Raw genomic sequence first — 20,826 nt, 5'->3', positions numbered from 1 at the left:
AAATTAGCGATCACAATTTTGATGATAGAACTTTTTTAGCAAATATTAGAGAAAAAATAAGCATTTAATTTGTATGGACTGTAACCATGCAAGTTAAATGCTTAGAGTTGATTAATTTGTGGCTAAAGCTGGTTCTGCCAAAAAATATTTCAGATTTTCTTGCTGAGTCGCAAATTTCAAATATTGAGATGCCATTTCTGGTGTTAGCAATTCTATCATTAATCTGTTTTCCACCCAGAACTCAATCACATCAAAGAAAGAATCGCGGTTACAGCGCACTACACGCCAACCTTCACGGACACCGATTTGTTCAATTTCTTCCTGACTACTTGGTACAGAAATAGCTGCATGAATATCTGTATAAATAGAGGTAATTGCAGTATGCACAAATACGCATTCTTCATCATTTTCACCAGGTTCAATTTGAGAGCCTAAAGGATAAAGTTCAATGGCTGTACCGTATTCATCAAAAGGTATAACCATATAGCTTCCTGGATTAGGAGGAAATGAAACAGCTTGCGCTTTTAAGATTTCTGCCAGAACTTGAGCAACATGACTAGGGTTTCTAACAGCAATTGAAATATGGTGAATCATGGAATAACCTCAGTTCGATATTTTATAAATTAGGAAACAATCGGGGAGAACTAGGGGAGAGAAAAAAGCTTAACTCTTAAATAGACTTCTTGCAAAAGTCGGGGTAAAGGGGAAGGGGAAAAGGGTAAATAAACTCAAAATCCTTTCCCTTTAACCTTTACCCTTTTCCCTCTCTTGCAAAAATATGTTTTTGCAAGAGGTCTAATGCTTATTAGCTTATTGAGGTCGCCCGTAATGAGCTTTACCTTTACCATCGGCAGTCTCAAGCACCAGAACTTGCTGCCCGTACTCATTCGTCTCAATCGACCACTGATAAGTCTCAGGCTTTGCTGTATTGCGGCTGGAGTAAGTGCGCCCGCTATTGCAAATTTGCCCTTTGGATGTGCTGTCACTGGGTTGGAAAGTCAGGCGTTGAGCCTCAATTTTAACTTTGCCTTTTTCCTCTATGAAGAGGTTAGACGCGCAGTTGTAAGTGTTAATTTGAAGCAGCCTATTTCGCTTGTAGTTTCCGTTAGATGCGAGTTGAAATTGATCGCTAGAACCGTTCGGGGCTGCTGACTGCCCTGTGTAACTATCTTGGTATTGGATGGACGAGATTCGACCATATCGCCACTCGCCCTGGAGTTCAGCAGGGACTCCAGTATCGTTTTTACCCGCTTGACTCGCGCTTGGGTAAAAAACAAGGCTAGCGGTGAGTCCTAAACTCAAGGCACTAGAAGCGAAAAGGCGGACAGTTTTTGGCATTGAATAAAGTTGGTTATTTGTTATTGAGTACATTTGACTTTTGTAGAAATAGATTTAATAACGCGAAATTTGCGTGTTTATATATAGCAGTTACCACTAGGATAGCTAGCTGTACACTGCATCCCAATGAAACGTTCACGCAAGAAATTGCAATCCATATTTGTTCAAAACAGGTTGCACTTTTTCCATGTTTAACGATGAACTATCTGCTACTTGACCCATTTCTTCATAAAAGTTTTTTGCACCTTTAGGTGAAATTAAAACCAGAAATTTAGCAGTAGCAGAACGGATCTTGAAGGCGTGTGGTGCATTGTGAGGAATGTTAATGAAAAAGCCTGGTGATGCCAAAGTTGTTTCTGTACCAACTTGGATGTCTAATTGCCCTTCTAGAACATAAAATGCTTCTTCCCAAGGGTGAGTGTGCAGTGGCGGGCCATTTTCTTCTGTATCCGTAATTTCATAAATTGTCCAAGCTTGATTTGTCTCTTCCCCAGTTACTTTTGTTGTGAACTGTGAACCAAGAATTGAGAATTTATTACCTTCTCCAGGTGCAATAATAGCTGGTTTACGTATAGTTGAACTTTGCATACAAGTTACTCCTTATTGTGTAATTTGGTAGGTGTAATCTACAAACTTGATTTGATGTTTTTAACATTAGAAATTAATCGGGGAGAACTAGGGGAGATAAATGGGTAATTGATATTTTTTTTGTAACTGATTATTAAGACATGGAACTAAGGTTAAAATTTCTAGAAAGAATTAGTAGCCTATTCTGGCTAAAGTCGATATTGCCATGCCTAAAAAGCCACTCAACTTGCCAAAAGCAGACATACTGGTGATTGATGACACGCCAGAAAACCTAAACCTCTTATCTGCCATGCTGACGGAACAGGGATATAAAGTTCGCAGCGTAACTAAAGGTTCTACGGGGTTACGGGGAGCAAATGCAGTTCCCCCAGACTTGATTTTGCTGGATGTGAATATGCCGGAGATGAATGGCTATGAAGTCTGCCAACACCTGAAGGCAAACGATCGCACCCGCGAAATTCCAGTAATCTTTATCAGCGCTTTGGGTGATGTGCTGGATAAGGTGAAAGCCTTTGCAGTTGGTGGGGTGGACTATATAACTAAGCCTTTTCAACTAGAAGAGGTTTTAGCACGAATTGAAAATCACTTGACGATTTGGAAGCTGCAACAACAACTCCAAGCCCAAAATGAGCGGTTGCAGCAGGAAATTAGCGATCGCGCCAAAGCAGAAGAGAAGTTCACTAAAGTTTTCCGCTCTAGTCCTAATCCGATCGCGATCGCCACCATTGCAGAAGCACGCTTTATTGATGTCAATCCTAGTTTCTTGAAGATGAGTGGCTATTGTCTAGAGGAAGTGATTGGTGATACGGTTGCTGAACTTAATTTAGGTAAGGATGCAGTAGCGATCGCTCAGACCATCCAACTTTTATCTGATACTGGGTCACTCTATAATCAAGAATTTGAATTTTCTACCAAGTCTGGAGAGGTCAAGACTATACTGCTATCTATCGAATTGATTGACCTGGGTGGGGTGCAATGCGCTTTATTAATTGCCAACGACATCACCGAACGTAAACGCTTGGAAAACGAGTTTATCTCTCTAGTTAGTCACGAATTACGTACACCTTTAACCTCTACAATGGGAGCGTTAGATTTATTGGGTGCAGGACAATTAGGAACTCTAACTGAACAGGGACAAAAAGTTCTGAGCATTGCTACTACTAATACAGAACGCCTGATCCGATTGATAAATGATATTCTCGATTTAGAGCGGATGAAATCAGTCAAAATCTTCATGCAGAAGGTGAAGTGCAACGCTGCTGATCTGCTAATTATGGCAACAGAAACAATGCAGGCAATGGCAGATAAATTGCAAGTTAAACTGATTGTCCAGCCTCTAGCAATTGAACTTTGGGCAGACCCCGATCGCCTACTGCAAACTCTGACCAACTTAATAAGTAATGCTATTAAGTTTTCTGAACCAGGTGATACCGTGTGGATAAGTGCCACACTCGCAGAACACAAGGTTGTTGGGTTGGGAGAAAATGACCATTCTTCAACACAAAGTACTCCATTACCCAGTTTTCTGCTAATTACTATCCGAGATGAAGGGCGAGGAATTCCTAAAGATAAATTACAACTAATCTTCGAGCGCTTTCAGCAGGTAGATGCATCCGACTCCCGCAAAAAAGGAGGAACAGGTTTAGGACTGGCTATTTGCCGAAATATTGTCCAACAACATAACGGTAAAATCTGGGTTCAGAGCATTTTGGGTGAAGGTAGCACGTTTTATGTACTGTTACCTCTGGCAGCTTTCTAATAAATGGCTTTTAACTGTTTAACAAAGTTTGGGGGTTTAAGTCCCCTGCCTCTATAAGCAGCAGGTTTTGTGTAGGGGTTAAATCCCCGTTACAAAACATAATTGCGTTAGCGAGTCCGCGTTAGCGAAGCGTCATTGCGAATTGCGTTAGCGGAGCGGGGCGTTAGCAAGAGTGCGAATTGTTTTAATTCTCCCCTGCTTTTCCCCGATTTAGCTTTAGAATATCTCAAGAGCGATCAAGCAAATCAGCACATACATCGTGGAAGAGTGTCATTATGAGCAAAAATGTCTTGATTGTTGATGATGAAGAAGATGTGCGGGCGATCGCAAAATTGGGATTAGAAATGGGTGCTGGCTGGAATGTTTTGACAGCTAGTTCTGGTCAAGAAGCCTTAAACGTAGCTCTTAACCATAAACTAGATGTCATCTTACTAGATATGATGATGCCTGATATGGATGGGCGTGCAACTCTGCAACAACTGAAAGCTAACCCCGCCACTAAAGAAATTCCAGTAATTTTATTAACAGCCAAATTTCAGCAATCAGATCGAGAGAGTTTTACTGATTTGGATGTTGCTGCTATTTTTGCCAAGCCTTTCCGTCCATTGAAACTGGCAGAGCAAATCAGTGAAGTACTGGGCAGTTAGTCTGACTTTGATTTCTGCAAGCCTCACACTCGTTCACTCAAAGAAAACAGTATTATGAAGCAGGAATCGTGTGACTTCTAGCCATGCGAGGTTCAAAGAGTAATGCTTTGTCGAACCCTTTTCATCTCTATGTCCCAGGTATCGCTCCCCCAATCGTTGCATCCAGACTTACCCCTCACGGCTCTTGCGCCCATGCAGGATGTAACAAACCTCTGGTTTATGAAGGTGATTGCCCACTACGGCAGCCCTGACTACTTTTTCACCGAGTATTTCCGCGTGAATGATACCTCGCGGCTCAATCGTGGCATTTTGACAGCAATCACCGAAAACGACACAGGCCGCCCCGTTTTTGCTCAAATGATTGGCGAAAGCATTCCAGATTTAGTGAGAACAGCAAAGGAACTCTGCAACTATAATATTGCTGGAGTTGACTTGAATATGGGCTGTCCAGCACCTAGAATCTATCGCAAAAATGTTGGGGGTGGATTGTTGCTCTCACCAGAAAAAGTGGATCGGATTTTGGGAGAACTGCGTTCTGCTGTCAACGATCGACCTTTAACGGTCAAGATGCGCCTAGGCTTTGAAAATACAGATAACTTTTACAAAATTCTAGATATAATTAATCGCCACAGCATTGATTTGCTGAGTTTGCACGGTCGCACCGTGAAAGATATGTACCACGGAGCAGTGAAATATGATTTGATTGCTGAAGCAGTCAAACGGGTTCATTGTCCAGTGCTTGCCAATGGCAATATCGACTCTGCGGCAACAGCTGTGGAAGTGCTTTCTCAAACGGGCGCGGCGGGTGTGATGGTGGGACGCTGGGCGATCGGGAATCCTTGGCTTTTTAATCAAATTCGGCAGGCTTTGCGCTTCGAGACGATCACGCCAGTTCCTTTAGTAGAGGTACGCAACTATATCGATCGTTTATGGCAAACTCCCACAGCTGCAACGATGCCAGTGCGATCGCGCGTAGGCTACCTTAAAATGTTCCTCAACTACATTGCCCTGAGTGTTGACACTGAGGGTCATTTCCTCCGGCTGATGCGACAGACCCAGACCGAGGTAGAAATGTTTAACCTCTGCGATCGCTTTCTCCTTACTGATCTTACGAAAACTTTAGCCCTAGCACCCTCCTTGAGCGTGTAACTAAGAGGACTTTTTAAATTACTTGTATAAGAAAATGGTTAGAGAGGATGGGGATATATGAATAAAGAATCCGAAAAGCAGCAATTTCAGTTTGGAGATTAAGTATACACCTACCAAAATGAGATGTACTCATTGCTAAGTCATGGTAAATACAAATTTGAAACTGAGATTTAAACCTGTTTCTCACAGTTGGGTTGCTCTACATCCACAGCCTAAAGGAGTAATTCAATTTATTGCAGGGGCTTTCTTTGGTACTTTTGGCCCCATGCTTTTTTATCGCTATCTGCTTCAATGTTTATTCGAGCAGGGATATACAATTATCCTTCTGCCTTTTAATTTTACTTTTAATCATTATGTAGAAGCTGGTTTTCTCATGAGAGAGCAGTATGAAATTCTGCCAGAGCTTGTGAAAATGGCAAGTGTTGCAGGATATGATTATGAAGCCTATCTAGATGATAAGAACTTTTCTTGGATTGGACATAGCCTTGGTTGCAAATATATCTCTTTGTTAGAAGGATTTACTGCTCTACCTCCAAAGCCTCAAGATAGAGAACAGTTTATTCGTAATCTGCTGTCTCATACTTCCGATGAGTCACAGATAAAAAGTGTCGTTGCAGACATTAACATTCTCTTTGAGGAACTAACGCGAAAAACTGCTGAAGTTAAAAAATTAATTTATAGTTATGTGCATAAGGATATCAAATTTAACAGTGTCTTCATTAGAGGGCAGGTTTCTATCCTATTAGCACCTGCTATTGCTGACACAGGGAGTGCAATTCGTCCTCAATTTTTAGCGGATATCATCGATAATTTGGGTTGGGGTGTGAAACCAACTGTTGAAGAAACCCAGAATTTAATCAAGGATAGTGGGCTATTTAACATCATGGGTTTAGTCTGTTTCAAGTCAGACAATATTGCTAAATCAACCTGTGAATGGTTTACTAATATTTTGCAAAAGCCGCCTCAAGATTTTCGGAAAAGTTTTGCAGGTGGACATTTAAGACCTCTAGGTATTCAATTAGGTAACTATGTCATTAATCTTTTTAATAAACCCTTGATTGAATCAGTTCAAGAGCGAAATAGAGGATTTGAGCATAGTGTTATTCAGTTGCTTGAGAAACTGAAAGAAAAATCAACATAATGGGCATGGGGCATGGGGAAAACAGTTCCGAGTTCTGAGTAAAAAAGTGAGATTCCCCACTCAGCACTCATGACTCAGCACTCCTCACTGCTCACTCCCTATGCCTCATTCAAAATCCCAACTCTTCTGGAAAACCGAGCATGATGTTTAGGTTTTGGACGGCGGCTCCTGATGCGCCCTTACCCAGGTTGTCAAGACGAGCTACTAGCAACACTTCTTTGGTAGTGTCATTGGCGAATACAAAAACCTGAACAATATTGGTGTTTTTGATTGCGTAGGCGTAGCCCGTCGTAGACATCGCATCCAAAAATATTCCGTCTCGCAGCAGAGTAGAATCTTGGTATGGAGCAACCTGCACAAATTTTTCACTTTGGTAGTAGTTAGCGATCGCTTGATGAATAACTTCACCTGATGGTGGATTATCCAAAGTTCCCAGCGGCAAAGGCACTTGTACCAGCATCCCCTGCTCAAAATCCCCTACTGCCGGTATGAACAGCGGCGGCGATGCTAACCCGGAGTAATAATGCATTTCTTTGACGTGCTTATGCCCAAACTGTAACCCATAGATTCCATAGGGATAGAGTGACTCTGCTCCGGCTTGTTGCTCGTGGAAGGTATGGTACTGTTTGATGAGATTCTTCCCACCGCCAGAGTAACCTGACACTGCATTCACAGTGATGGGAAAGTTGCTGTTCAGGAGTCCCTTGGCAATCAACGGACGGATACAAGCCAAGAATCCTGTAGGATAACAGCCAGGATTGCTCACAAACTGGGCGCTGGCGATTTTCTCTCGCTGTCCTGGATTTAGTTCAGGGAAACCATATACCCAGTTCTTAGCTGTGCGATGGGCAGTACTAGCATCAAGGATCTTAACCGTAGTACTAGTTACCAAGCTAACAGCTTCAAGGGCTGCATCATCAGGTAGGCAGAGAATAACAACATCGACGGCATTGATTAGTTTAGCTCGCTCAGATGCATCCTTACGTTTAGATTCCTCAATGCTAACTAACTCGATATCATCTCGTTGGTTGAGACGTGAGTAAATTTGTAAGCCTGTGGTTCCTGATTCGCCATCAATGAAAATCTTGGGTTTAGTAATCATGCCTTCAGCACCCTTAGATGTAAGTTGTATTTTAAAACAGCTATAGCAATCCGATGATATTTTTGAAAAAATCAACGAGAAGGAGGCAGGAGGAGAACCTCTCCCAATACGACTCGGATAAGCTCTAATGTAAAGAATAGTTACTAGATAACCTTACTATGTACTCGATAGTGATACCTTCTCGATGCTTGATATATAAATCAGATTTAATTTTTGAAAAAACGACCTATTCTTAAAGCTTATGTATGAAAAAATTGCTATTCCTATTTTAAGTCTCATATTTGCAACGCTCATGCCTAATATGGTAGCTGCTGAGACTGTGATGGAAAAAGTAGCCAGAACAGGGGTATTAACAGCTGGTACTAGTAGAGATGCATTACCTTTTGCCTATGTGGATAGTCAAGGAAAGTTAAATGGCTATTCTGTAGATATGCTGACTCTGATTAAAGAGCAATTAGAAAAAGACCTAGATAAAAAAATTAAACTGCAATTAGTTGGTCTTAGCCCTTCTGAGCGGATTACTAAAATAGTTAATCAACAAGTTGATATTGTGTGTGATGCTAGTAGTTTTACATGGAATCGAGATAAAAAAGTAGACTTTTCTGTGAGCTACGGTGTGACTGGAACCCAATTATTAGTTAAGAAAGGAAGTAAGATAGGTTCCCCTGAATCCCTTATTGGTAAGCGAATTGGTGTGCTGGCGGGAACCACAAATGAGCAGGCGATCGCTCGTGTACAACCTAGAGTTAAGCGGGTGTATTTTAAAACTAGGGCAGAGGGATACACAGCTTTGGAAAAAGGTACTATTGATGGTTTCTCGTCCGATAGCATTCTTTTAGAGGGATGGTTGCAACAGCAAAAAAATCCAGATGCTTTTGCGATCGTACCCCCTCGCCCCTATTCACAAGAAGGTATCGCTTGTATGGTGCCAGAAAATAACTCGAAATTCTTGGATACAGTCAACTATTCTCTGGTCAAGTTCATGCAAGGATTCGTCAATGGTAATCAGCAATATGTGACTATTTTTGACCGTTGGTTTGGGTCTCAAGGCGCTGTAGCGCTCAATCGGGATTTACGTGATTTGGTAGTGGAAACTATGCAATTGGTCATAGAATTTCGTGAGGAAATTCCTAAAAGCGACCTGTGAAATAATGGTTTTCCCACAAAATCATCTAGCTAACTATTTGTACTCGTAGAGAGCGTCTTGATTCTGACCGGAGCTTTCGGAGTCTCCGGCTCCGCTTCTGAATTCTGAATTCTTTTTCAAGAATGATTTTGTGATGGAATTTGTGCAAAAATAGCAGACTGCAATAGTTGAGGGAAATTTTTCCAGGCGATCGCCCCTGTGCGACTTTCGATATATAGTTGCATAAATTCCAATAATGGTGTGGAACTTTTGTCAATAGGAAGATCCACAAAAAGATAGGTAGGTTTTTCAGGGCTGCAAATAGCTACAACACAGGCGCGATCGCACGCCCGGATGCAGTGGGTAGGCTGAATTTCCACTTGTTCTGATGGAAACTCCTTGTCAAAGGTAATGTTTAAATTCTCTATTAAAAGAGAGCCATCTGTAGGCTGCTGTTCTGATAGTTTTTCAGACGAATGGTGGCAGTATTTACAAACAAATAGTGTGTGTTTGGGCATAAATTTAAGGGTTAATTAAGTACTTAAACAAATCATCTATTACCACCTCAGCATCAATTAAACTATTTCCTCTCCATGCTGTAGCATCTACAAAATACACATGATTTTTTTGCACCGCTCGAATATTTTTCCACAGAGGTTTTTGTTCTAGTTTATTTAAATAAGAACGGTCACTATCTAAGTAAGCTGAGACAAACAAAATATCACCATCGGCTTTCCATAATTCTTCTTCAGGAATCTCCATAATTCCATATTTTTGATTAATGTCTTGGGCTTCTGGTCGTTGTAATCCTGCATCGTTGAGGATAGTACCTGCAAATGAATTTTTGACATCGCTTATTATCCCATTACAACAGAAGTTGATCAGAGAAATTTTTTGTTGTTTATAACGACTTCCCAAATATTGTTTTAACTTTTGAACTCGTTGCTTATAATTATTCAAAACTACTGTTGCTGTTGCTTCTTTACCTAGTGTGTTAGCTACAAAATTAAACTGTTCTTGCCACGATAAACCTTGTGAATCGTAGAGTACAGTAGGAGCTATTTTTGATAGTAGAGAATAATTTACTTGATCGGTAGTTCGCCAACCTATAATCAAATCAGGTTTAAGTAGTAACATTTTTTCTAGATTCGGTTGACGAATTATTCCTAACAAGTTGATGTCACCGACTTTTCTCTTTACCTGTGGAGAAAATTTACTTTTTCTAAAATAAGTAGCGCTTCCAATTGGTTTGACACCAAGAGTAAGAACATTACCCAAGATGATATCGTTCAAAGTAACAATCCGTTCAGGATTATTAGGAACGCAGGTTTTTCCCAATGTGTGTTCAATCATCCGACAGTTAGAAATGTTGGACAACTTGTTGATATGAGGTGGAGTATCAGCGAATTTAACTTGATGGCTAGAAATTAGAAAAATAGTCAGGCTAGCAAGGAGGAAAAAGATGATAATTCTGTTAATTCTCTTTGTCATTGCAGAAGAGTTGATAAATAGATCCCTTCCCAATATCTTGGGAAGAGATTTAATGTTTTTTGAACGCACTGCACGTCATTGTGCATTCAACCTCAAAGGAGATTAGAGTTGAAAGGAAACAGTTCCCTGCACAATAAAAGGATCGCCTGGATAAACATTTGCTCTATTCAATGCAGAATCCCAATAGTCTATATTGAAAATATTTTTGAAATTGAGCGCGGCGCGGAACCTATCTTGCTTATAGAAGATAGCAGCGTCAGTACGAACATAACTAGGCAATTCAAATGTATTCGCTAAATCTCCTTGTCTATCTCCTACATAAAATAAGCCTAAACCAAAGCCTAAACCTTTCAAATTACCTGACTGAAGTTCATAGGTTGTCCACAAATTCCAAGAGTGTTTCGGCACATTGTTCAATTGATTGCCAACTCTAGAGGGTTCATCCTCAGTGATTTCGGTATCTGTGTAGGCATAGCCTGCAATGATGTTCCATCCCGGCGAAATTTCACCAGATAAGTCAAATTCAATCCCTTGGCTTTTCTGTTCACCCACTTGGATAGACCGTGCTATGTTGTTAGGATCGGCGACTAAAACATTAGAGCGAGTCAAATCATAAAATGCCAAAGTCGCAGCTAGTCGTTCACTAAAGTCTGCTTTGATCCCCACTTCGTATTGTGTTCCCCGTTCTGGTTCAGGCAGTGTTGGACTAAAAACTGATTGATTGGGTGAAAATGCTCGGCTATAGCTAGCGTAGAGGGAAATTGGTGGGATTGGTTGATAGACAATCCCAACCCTTGGACTAAAGGCTTCTTGCTGCACAGATTCACTGGTGGAGGCAGTGAAATTCTCAAATTTCTGATTGATAATATCAAACCGTCCACCTATTAGGACTTTGAAATTTTCTGTGACTGTAATTTGATCTTGGACATAGAAACCATAAGCATTTGTACCCAACTCTAAAGTTTCTGGGCCAATGGATTCTCCAAGTGGTTGGCCATACTCAGGGTTAAATACGTCAATTGGTGCAGCTAGATTGAAAGCAAGGTCTACATTTCTGGTATCCAATCTGGTTAAATTAAAACCTGTTACCAGTTGATGTTGGATACTGCCTGTAGCAAATTTACCGACAACATAGTTGTCAAAATTAAAGACTCTATCATCAATATCAGACTCAAAAAATATCCGATTGAGGGTGCGGTTATCTGCTCTGAGACTAGTTCCTTGAGTAACCACTCGATCCTGATCAGCCCACCCTGCTTTCAAGACACTGCGTAGTTGCCAGTTCTCACTGAAGCGATGCTCTAAGTCATAACCAACTCGGAATACTTCTAAATCATCGCGGCTAGACGGTTCAGAAAAGTTCCGATCGCGATTAATTCTGCCATTGGGGTTGGGCAAAATGCTACCCACAACGGGGATACCCATTTGACCAAAATCTTTGGGGCGATTAATATATTCGCTGCTTAGAGTTAGTTTGGTGCGATCGCTAATTTGCCACGAGAGACTCGGAGCAACAATATACTGTTGCCCATCATAGAAATCAACGAAACTTTCTGTTGTCTGAGCAGCTACATTCAAGCGATACAGAACTGTTTTGTCATCATTGAGTGGGCCTGAAAGATCAATCCCACCACGGTAGAAATTATAGTTGCCAGCGGAAAATTCGACTGAGTAGAAAGGATCTCTCAGAGGTTGTTTAGTGACAAGATTGATCACACCTCCAGTGGAACCTTGGCCGTAGAGAACAGAAGCAGGGCCTTTAAGTACCTCAATTCGATCAATAATTGCAGGATCATAACCAAACAATAAATTCGTCGAATCTTTCAACCCATTTGTCAAAATATCAAAGCGGGAATCAAACCCTCGGATTCTCGGAGTATTAGCAGCCCCGCGCGATCGTGAGCCATCCCCCTGTGATACACCAGATACGTTTCTGAGGGCTTCACCCAAGTTTGTTACTTGCTGGTCTTCTAACACCTGTCGAGGGACGACTTGAATTGACTGGGGAATATCGCGTAAAGGTGTATCTGTTTTAGTAGCAGTAGCAGCATCAGGCACGCGATAGCCGTCTTGTTCTCCAGTCACTAGCAACTCGATTGGTTCATCAGTCTGCCCTGATGGTTCTGCTGGAGGAGTGTTGCTAGCAGGTTTTTCTGGCTCAGAATTTTGTGGCGCTTCTGGTTGCGGTGGTAGTTGTGTTGTAGATGCAGCAGGTGTCAAACCAAAAATTAAACCTTCATCGCCATCAAACAATTCAGCTTGTGGCAACCCCACTTCACCCGTCACCGTCACCCGGACTGTATTGACATTCTGATTAGTAACTGTGATTTCACTAATTCCCGCAGTCGGTTTTTCCGAACGAAATACGAATCCATCACCATTAGGCAGACGTAGTTGGGCGTTAGGGATGTCAGCGATATAACTATTGCCAGTACTAACATTTGAGATTTGTAACTGTTCCCCATTGGATGTCTGCAAAATCACTTCTACGCCTTTTTCCGTAGGATTTGCTTTGACTCCAGTAATTTGGATAACTTCTTGGGAAGCAGCTGAACCTGGTGTTGGTACTGGTGATTGCACTAGCTTTTGCCCACTGGTAGGTGGACGTTTCAATTTTGAGAGTGGCTGAACCTCTATGATTGGTTGAACTTGCCCTGCTGAAGTTGATCGGGGTAAGGCTTCATCGGAACTCGTGCTTGCACTAGTTGATGGAAAAGAACGCTGTACATCATCTCGTCCCTCCTCACTCAAGGCAGGAGTCGTTACCAATACGAAAAATGAGCCTGTAACCAACAGGCTTTGAAATAGTTGCTCTAATTTCATTAATTTCCTCACAACCAAATATGCCACTCGTTCCTAGTCGATGACGCAGCTATTTATTAACATTGATTTGCAATACATATTAGGATAAATGTTTACTTATTGCAAATCAATACATTAAAAAATTGAAGGAGGCAGGAGGCAGATAGCGCAGCATTAGCGAGTTCGCCGCGTACTCTTACAGAAAAGCAAGCTACGTGCAGCGTCTCATAGAGAGCGTTGGACAGTCTTACTCCTGCCTCCTGCCCGACGCTCGCGGACTCGCTAACGCTGCGCTATCTGCCTCCAACATCCTCGATAAATTATCGAGAGACTTCTGCCTTAGCGCTAGCCTCTCCCAAAGAGCTACGGCGTATACACATCTTGGTAAAAACCCTGGATTTCTCCCCTTGCCAAGGGGGGAAATATCCGATTGGGGGAGTTAGAGGGAGTCAGAAGGAACACCGTAGCTCTTTGGGAGAAGGTAAAGGATTGTCAGTTAATGAAACAGTCCTGATTGCTGATATAGAGATTATTTGATAATTGAAAGTGATACAAAAATTTTTACAAATAAAAATTACTTATAAAGCGCCTAGTTGTCAAATGCAACAATTCCCATTATAGTGATTGAGGCAATTGAAAATTACTTGCAATTAGCTAGACTTAATTTTGCGCTCCTTAGCGTTTTTCGATGACTTGAGTCTCAGGCAAAATAAGGACTTCACCTAGATTCTTCTGAATGACAATAAGAAAAGATACAGCCCTTGCTCTGACTGGAACAAGCCTAAAAGCTGGGAAACCATTCTGGAAGGGCTGCCGCCTCCAGTAGCTTGACAAGAGGCAGAGCCTCTTTTAACCCACATTCCCAGTCTGGGAACAAGACTAGACAAGGCTTTAGGCTTTTATTAGTGCCATTCGTATCAGCTTTATTGCTTGTGTGAGGATCAGAGCAGAATACAGCGGTTAACCATAAGTACTGGAATACTCAGGACTCAGCACTTATGGTTAACCAAACTGTATTAGCAGTGGATATATAAGAAAGAATTACATCAGGGTTGCATCTAACTGTTAAGAGTAAAAATGAATCAATTTTCCAATAGCTTCCAAGAAGTTTCCCGCAATTGTTCTACTGTGATTGAGCTGCTACGCTTAAGACAATTGACGCAGCCAAATAGAGAGGCTTTTACTTTCTTGCAAGATGGCGAAATAGAAACAGCCACACTCACTTATCAAGAATTAGATAAGCGATCGCGTCGAATAGCATCTCAATTACAGTCATTAGGTTTAACTGGGGAACGAGCCTTATTGCTGTATTCACCAGGACTAGATTACTTGGCAGCTTTTTTCGGTTGCTTGTATGCAGGAGTCGTTGCTGTTCCTGCATATCCGCCTCGTAATCAGCGCAACACACCCAGAATACAAGCTATTTTGGCAGACGCACAAGCAGCGATCGCTCTTACCACAACAGAAATTTTGTCTACAGTCCGGTCTTTAATGACAGAAAAGACCAACCTAGAATCTTTACACTGGCTAACTACTGATAATCTTGCAGAAGGAATAGAAGATACTTGGCAAGAACCTTTTATTAATCAAGATACATTAGCTTTTTTGCAATACACCTCTGGTTCTACAGGGACACCCAAAGGTGTAATGGTAAGTCATGGCAACCTACTGCACAATGCTGTCACAACTTACCAATTCATGAATCATTCTCCAGAAAGTAAGTTTGTAACGTGGTTGCCGATGTACCACGATATGGGTCTGATTGGAGGAATATTACAACCCTTGTATGGAGGTTTTCCTTGCATCATCATGCCCCCAACTTCCTTTCTCCAACGTCCTTATCGTTGGTTGCAAGCGATTTCTCGCTACAAAGGCACAACCAGTGGTGGCCCTAACTTTGCCTATGAGTTATGCATTCAAAAAATTACTCCTGAACAAAAAGCAACTCTTGATTTAAGTAGTTGGAGTGTTGCATTTAATGGAGCTGAACCTATTCGCCATGATACTTTAGAACGATTTGCAACAGCTTTTGTAGAGTGTGGCTTCCGTAAAGAGGCATTTTATCCTTGTTACGGCATGGCTGAAACAACTCTGATGGTTTCTGGTGTTGATCAGGCAACATCACCAATTATCAAAACAGTCCAGAAAGCTGCATTAGAATTGAATCGAGTAGTTGAAGCAACTGTTAAAGATCAAGATATCTCCAATTTTGTAAGTTGCGGTAACATTATCCCAGACCAAAAAGTAGTAATTGCCAATCCAGAAAAATTGAGTAGTTGCAAATCTGATGAAATTGGGGAAATCTGGGTATCTGGGCCGAGTATTGGTCAAGGTTATTGGAACCGTCCTCAAGAGACAGCAGACACATTTCATGCTTATCTATCAGACACGGGTGTAGGGCCTTTTCTACGGACGGGAGATTTAGGCTTTTTGCAGAATGAAGAACTTTTCATTACAGGTAGAGTCAAAGATTTAATTATTATTCGTGGTCGAAATCTATATCCACAAGATATAGAAATAACCGTAGAGTGTAGTCATTCATCGTTGCGTTCTGGTAGTGGTGCAGCATTCACAGTAGAAGTTAACAATGAAGAACGGCTAGTAGTTGTCCAAGAATTAGAGTTTCGCGTCAAGCCAAACTTAGAAGAGGTTATTGCTACCATTCGTCAAGCAGTAACAGAAGAACATGAAGTACAAGTTTATGCTGTCGTTTTAATTAAACCAGGTAGTATTCCTAAAACTTCCAGTGGCAAGATTCAACGCCGTGCAACTCGCGTGCAATGGCAAAAAGGGGAATTAGATATAGTTGGCTGTAATATTTTAAAAAGTAGTGATATTGTCAGAAACGAAACTCGTTTAAAACGTTCCACTGTTTTAGAGCTTGCTCCACAGGAATGTCAGCTAGTTTTAGAAAAATATCTGATAGAACAGGTAGCTGCGGTACTAACAATTCCCCCTGATGAAGTCAATTCTGAACAGCCTTTAAGTACCTTTGGACTTGATTCTTTAAAAGTCTTTGAGTTAAAAAACAGGATTGAAGTTGACCTAGAAATAGAAGTATCTATAGCAGACTTCTTTGAAGGGATCAGTGCGCGATCGCTCGCTACAAAAATACTCGCTCAACTGACAACGGCATCTGCTATCCCCTCAGTGTCTCTAAGCCAAATCCAGCCAGCTGAAGTATATCCTCTATCTTTTGCCCAGCAGCGACTATGGTTCCTTGACCGATTAGAACCAGGCAACCCAGCTTACAATATTTCCTTAGCTGTTAATCTCAAAGGTCAGCTTGAGGTTACTTTACTAGAACAAAGTCTGAATGAAATTATCCGGCGACACGAGACTTTAAGAACCACATTTACAACAGTCAACGGACAGCCAGTACAAATTATTGCTGATTCCCTAAAATTATCTTTATCAGTAATAAATATCGAATTACAGAGCAATGTTGCAGTTCAAAAATTATTGACTCAAGAAAGTCAACGACCTTTTGACCTAACGCACGGGCCATTATTACGTGCTAAAGTTTTGCGCCTAGCACAGCAAGAGCATATTCTTTTGCTGGAGATGCACCACATCATCTCTGATGGCTGGTCTACTGAGGTCTTTTTACAAGAAATTGCATTACTTTACAAAGCATTCTTAACTAGAAGTTCTTCACCTCTCCCAGAAGTGTCGATCCAATACAAAGATTTTGCATATTGGCAGCGACAATGGTTAGAAGGTGAAATTCTGCAAACCCAACTCTCTTACTGGAAGCAACAACTTGCAGATATACCAACTCTTTTACAATTACCAACAGATCGACCAAGACCGGCGGTGCAGTCCTCACGCGGTTTCCATCAATCTGTTGAGTTACCCAAAACTCTCCTAGACCAACTCAAGGCGATCGCTCGTCAAGAAGGCGTGACTCTATTCATGTTGCTATTGGCGGCATTCCAGACTTTCCTCTATCGCTACACAGGACAAAACGATATTCCAGTCGGCTCACCAATTGCTAACCGTAACAGTGATGAATTAAAAGGGCTGATTGGCTTTTTCGTCAATACTTTGGTGTTACGTACTGACCTTTCCGGTAATCCTACATTTCAAAATTTACTTGGTCGTGTGCGAAGCGTGGCTCTAGAAGCATATAAACACCAAGATTTAACCTTTGATCAACTAGTAGAAGCATTGAATCCAAAACGAAACGTCAGTCACACCCCCCTATTTCAGGTGATGTTCGATTTCCGGAATGCTCCACCTCTACCAGAAATGCCCAATTTAGTTGTGAGTCAATTAAAAGTAGAAAATGAAACGTCACAATTTGATTTGAGTCTATCTGTGGAAGTTGGGCAAGAGCTAATGTTGTCATTTGAATACAACACTGATTTATTTGATGCCACTACCATCGCCCGAATGGTGGAACATTTTCAAAACTTGCTCTCAGGGATTGTGGCAAATCCCCAAACTAAACTTTCCGACTTGTCACTATTGACAAAAAAAGAGCAACATCAACTCCTTGTAGAATTTAATCAAAATAAATCCCAAATTCAAAATCCCAAATTCAATATAAAACAGTGTATTCATCAGCTTTTTGAAGCACAAGTAGAGCAAACACCGCATGAAGTTGCAGTAGTATTTGCTCAAAACCAGTTGAAATATCAGGAGTTGAATCAACGTGCTAATCAGCTAGCACATCATTTACGAAGACTGGGTGTAGGGCCAGAAGTTATGGTTGGCATCTACATAGAACGCTCTGTGGAAATGGTGGTAGCAGTCTTGGGCGTCCTCAAAGCAGGAGGGGCTTATGTGCCTCTAGATCCCGTCTATTCCCATGAGCGGTTGGCATTCATGTTGAAAAATATGCAAGTGTCAGTTTTGATAACTCAAAAGTGGCTATTAAAAAATCTCCCAGAACACCAAGCCAAGGTTGTTTGCCTAGACTCCAACTGGGAGAGTATTTCCCAACAGAGCAACGAAAATCTACTCCATCAAACAACTCCTCAAAACCTAGCTTATGCAATCTACACTTCCGGTTCTACAGGGATTCCCAAGGGAGTGATGGTTACTCACGGCAGTTTAGTAAATGCCTATCTTGCTTGGGAAGATGTCTACTCACTTCGCTCTGTAGCCACAAGTCATTTGCAAATGGCAAGTTTTTCCTTTGATGTTTTCACTGGAGACTTAGTTCGGGCTTTATGCTCCGGTGGCAAACTAGTACTTTGTCCACGGGAATTTTTATTGCAGCCAGATCGACTTTATGCATTGATGTGTTCCGAACGAGTCAACTGTGCCGAGTTTGTGCCAGCCGTACTGATGAATTTAGTTCAGTATTTGGAAAAAACTCAACAATCTGTTGACTTTATGCGATCGCTAATTATCGGTTCTGATAGCTGGTATGTTAATGGATATCATCAAGTCAAGCATTTTTGTGGTCATGCAACCAGATTAATTAACTCCTACGGTGTTAGCGAAGCCACCATTGATAGCTCATATTTTGAAACTACTACAACTAATTTACAGATGGAGCGACAAGTACCAATTGGTCGCCCTTTCAACAATACTCAAATATATCTATTAGACTCCAAACTACAGCCCGTACCCATAGGAGTTGCCGGCGAAGTTTATATTGGTGGAGTCGGATTAGCTAGAGGTTACTTTAATCGCCCGGAATCGACCGCCGAAAAATTTATTCCTCATCCATTTAGCCAGGAATCGGGCGCACGCTTATACAAAACCGGAGACTTAGCACGGTACTTAGAGGATGGAAATATTGAATTTTTAGGTCGGGAAGATTATCAAATAAAAATCCGAGGTTTTCGGATTGAGTTGGGAGAAATTGAGGCAGTATTAAACCAACACCCAGCGGTTGAGAAAGCTGTAGTTATTGCTCAAGAAGATAACCCTGGTAACAAACGCTTAGTTGCTTATGTGGTACAAAATTCTGAACCAGAAACTACAGCAGAATTAATCTCAGGAAAGGAATTAAGCAGCAAGCAGGTGTCGCAGTGGGAAGGTGTGTTTGACGAACTTTATCGAGATACTGCTGATGAACAAGCATTAAAATTCGATATCAAAGGATGGAACAGTAGCTACACGGGACAACCAATACCAGAAGCAGAAGTACGTGATTGGGTAGAGCCAACAGTCGAGCGAATTTTGTCTTTACAACCAACCAAGGTATTAGAAATTGGTTGTGGTAGCGGTCTGATGTTATTTCGGATAGCTCCTCACTGTCAGCAATATTGTGCAACAGACCTCTCAGAAAAAGCTTTGCTGAATCTGAAGCATCAGATGACAATGCTAGAGCATAAACCATCAGAAGTAACTCTCATTCACAGAGGAGCAAATAACTTTGAGGGTGTAGTATCTAACAGTTTTGATGCTGTTTTGATAGTTTCTGTAATGCAATATTTTCCTCGTATTGACTATCTACTGCAAGTATTAGAGAACGCCGTGAATGCAGTAGCACCAGGAGGTTTTATCTTTCTTGGAGATATTCGGAGCTTACCTTTATTAGAAGTATTCCATACATCTGTCCAATTCCATCGAGCGCCAGATTTTCTCTCAAAAGAAGAGTTACAACAACGGGCAAGAAAACAATTGTTTGAGGAGAAACAGCTAGTTATTGATCCAGCTTTCTTCACAGCTTTAAAACAACATTTACCTAAGATAAGTCATGTAGAAATTATTCTAGAACGTGGTTATCATCAGAACGAACTGAATAAATTTCGCTACGATGTGATTCTCCATATTGGAAATGAAATTCCTCTGTTGGATCTCCCTTGGTTAGACTGGGAAAAACAAGAGTTAACACTGGCATCTGTCCACCAAATGCTCTTAGAAACTACACCGAATATCTTAGGTATTGCTCGGATTCCGAATGCTAGAATTGCAAAAGATATACAGATTTGGCAGTGGTTAACTTCTCCTGGAGGGGCTGCAACTGTAGGAGATATGAGACAATTCCTGGACAAAAACAGTGAGTGTCGAGGAATTGAGCCGGAAGATTTTTGGGCATTAAGCAAAGATTTGCCTTACTCCATCGATATTACTTGGTCAAGCTGTGGAGATAATGGTCGTTACGATGTCATATTTAGGCGAGAGCCAACAGTTAAGACAACCCAGTTTGAAATTACTCATAGTGCAAAACATCGCCCTTGGCGAGATTATACTAACAATCCCTTACAGGCAAAATTTGCCTTGGAGTTAGTACCACAACTGCGCGATTTTTTGAGTGAAAAACTACCAGAATACATGGTTCCTGCAAACTTCATGCTTCTGGATGATGTGCCCCTCTTATCCAACGGTAAAGTGAACCGCCGTGCCTTACCTTCACCAGATATTTCCGCAGTTAGTAATACTCTTTATACACCACCGGCAACTGAGGTCGAGCAAATTATCGCTACTATTTGGCAAGATTTGTTGGGTATCAAAAAAGTGGGTATTCATGATAACTTCTTTGATTTGGGGGGTCATTCTCTATTAGTAGGTCAAGTGCATACCCAATTGCGAGAAAAGTTAAATCGAGACTTATCAATAGTAGAAATTTTTCAATACCCAACTATCAGCTTGTTGGCAAAAAAACTTAGTCAAACACAGATAGAAACCCAGCACAAATTTACAGAGATTTTTGATAGAGCAGAAAAGCAAAAAGCATCTCTCAACAGACAAAAGAAATTACGCAAAGCAGGGAAATAGATT

At 41.3% G+C, this 20,826-nt stretch carries 13 protein-coding genes; 6 read left to right on the top strand and 7 right to left on the bottom strand.

Annotated elements, in window-relative coordinates:
* Positions 1-111 precede the first annotated feature (111 nt).
* The 3 genes from RRG12_RS22365 to RRG12_RS22355 form a co-directional block, all read right to left on the bottom strand.
* Complete coding sequence (locus tag RRG12_RS22365; protein ID WP_069069408.1) at positions 112-594, bottom strand: hypothetical protein; 483 nt, start codon at positions 592-594, stop codon at positions 112-114.
* Between the two features lie 216 nt (positions 595-810).
* A complete protein-coding gene (locus RRG12_RS22360; protein WP_256090877.1) occupies positions 811-1,338 on the bottom strand; it encodes a hypothetical protein in 528 nt (175 codons plus the stop codon).
* A 135-nt stretch (positions 1,339-1,473) separates the two neighbouring features.
* Positions 1,474-1,926 carry a cupin domain-containing protein gene (locus tag RRG12_RS22355; RefSeq protein WP_420760758.1) on the bottom strand — a complete coding sequence of 151 codons (453 nt, stop codon included), beginning with the start codon at positions 1,924-1,926 and terminating at the stop codon, positions 1,474-1,476.
* A 205-nt stretch (positions 1,927-2,131) separates the two neighbouring features.
* Here RRG12_RS22355 and RRG12_RS22350 point away from each other — a divergent pair, with 205 nt between their 5' ends.
* From RRG12_RS22350 to RRG12_RS22335, 4 genes are all read left to right on the top strand, one after another.
* Positions 2,132-3,685, top strand: coding sequence for an ATP-binding protein (locus RRG12_RS22350; protein ID WP_420760757.1), 1,554 nt, complete (start codon positions 2,132-2,134; stop codon positions 3,683-3,685).
* Between the two features lie 275 nt (positions 3,686-3,960).
* Positions 3,961-4,332 carry a response regulator gene (locus RRG12_RS22345; RefSeq protein ID WP_420760756.1) on the top strand — a complete coding sequence of 124 codons (372 nt, stop codon included), beginning with the start codon at positions 3,961-3,963 and terminating at the stop codon, positions 4,330-4,332.
* 129 nt (positions 4,333-4,461) lie between these two features.
* A complete protein-coding gene (locus RRG12_RS22340) occupies positions 4,462-5,481 on the top strand; it encodes a tRNA-dihydrouridine synthase family protein (protein WP_420760755.1) in 1,020 nt (339 codons plus the stop codon).
* A gap of 142 nt (positions 5,482-5,623) precedes the next feature.
* Positions 5,624-6,622: a DUF1350 family protein gene (locus RRG12_RS22335; RefSeq protein WP_420760754.1), complete on the top strand. Its 999-nt coding sequence runs from the start codon at positions 5,624-5,626 to the stop codon at positions 6,620-6,622.
* 109 nt (positions 6,623-6,731) lie between these two features.
* Here the strand turns inward: RRG12_RS22335 and argC are convergent, their stop codons facing one another.
* Positions 6,732-7,721, bottom strand: coding sequence for an N-acetyl-gamma-glutamyl-phosphate reductase (argC, locus tag RRG12_RS22330; protein ID WP_420760763.1), 990 nt, complete (start codon positions 7,719-7,721; stop codon positions 6,732-6,734).
* 244 nt (positions 7,722-7,965) lie between these two features.
* On the opposite strand from argC, the gene RRG12_RS22325 reads away from it, so the two are divergent.
* Positions 7,966-8,871: an amino acid ABC transporter substrate-binding protein gene (locus tag RRG12_RS22325; protein ID WP_420760753.1), complete on the top strand. Its 906-nt coding sequence runs from the start codon at positions 7,966-7,968 to the stop codon at positions 8,869-8,871.
* Positions 8,872-8,987: 116 nt separating this feature from the next.
* On the opposite strand, the gene RRG12_RS22320 is transcribed toward RRG12_RS22325, so the two are convergent.
* The 3 genes from RRG12_RS22320 to RRG12_RS22310 all read right to left on the bottom strand — a co-directional run bounded on the left by RRG12_RS22320 (position 8,988) and on the right by RRG12_RS22310 (position 13,164).
* The gene (locus RRG12_RS22320) at positions 8,988-9,368 is read right to left on the bottom strand and encodes a DUF1636 family protein (protein WP_420760752.1); all 381 of its coding nucleotides are present in this window, start codon (positions 9,366-9,368) and stop codon (positions 8,988-8,990) included.
* 4 nt (positions 9,369-9,372) lie between these two features.
* On the bottom strand, positions 9,373-10,341 hold the full coding sequence (locus tag RRG12_RS22315) for an iron-siderophore ABC transporter substrate-binding protein (protein WP_420760751.1): 969 nt from the start codon (positions 10,339-10,341) through the stop codon (positions 9,373-9,375).
* Between the two features lie 102 nt (positions 10,342-10,443).
* Positions 10,444-13,164, bottom strand: coding sequence for a TonB-dependent siderophore receptor (locus RRG12_RS22310; RefSeq protein ID WP_420760750.1), 2,721 nt, complete (start codon positions 13,162-13,164; stop codon positions 10,444-10,446).
* Between the two features lie 1,056 nt (positions 13,165-14,220).
* Here RRG12_RS22310 and RRG12_RS22305 point away from each other — a divergent pair.
* Positions 14,221-20,823 (top strand): amino acid adenylation domain-containing protein, encoded by a 6,603-nt coding sequence (locus RRG12_RS22305; RefSeq protein WP_420760749.1) that lies wholly within the window; start codon positions 14,221-14,223, stop codon positions 20,821-20,823.
* The last annotated feature ends 3 nt before the right edge of the window (positions 20,824-20,826 follow it).

It is taken from the genome of Nostoc sp. CALU 546 (genome assembly GCF_048836525.1).
The sequence above is the reverse complement of the archived record's forward strand: the minus strand, read 5'-3'. Positions and strand labels throughout refer to the sequence as shown.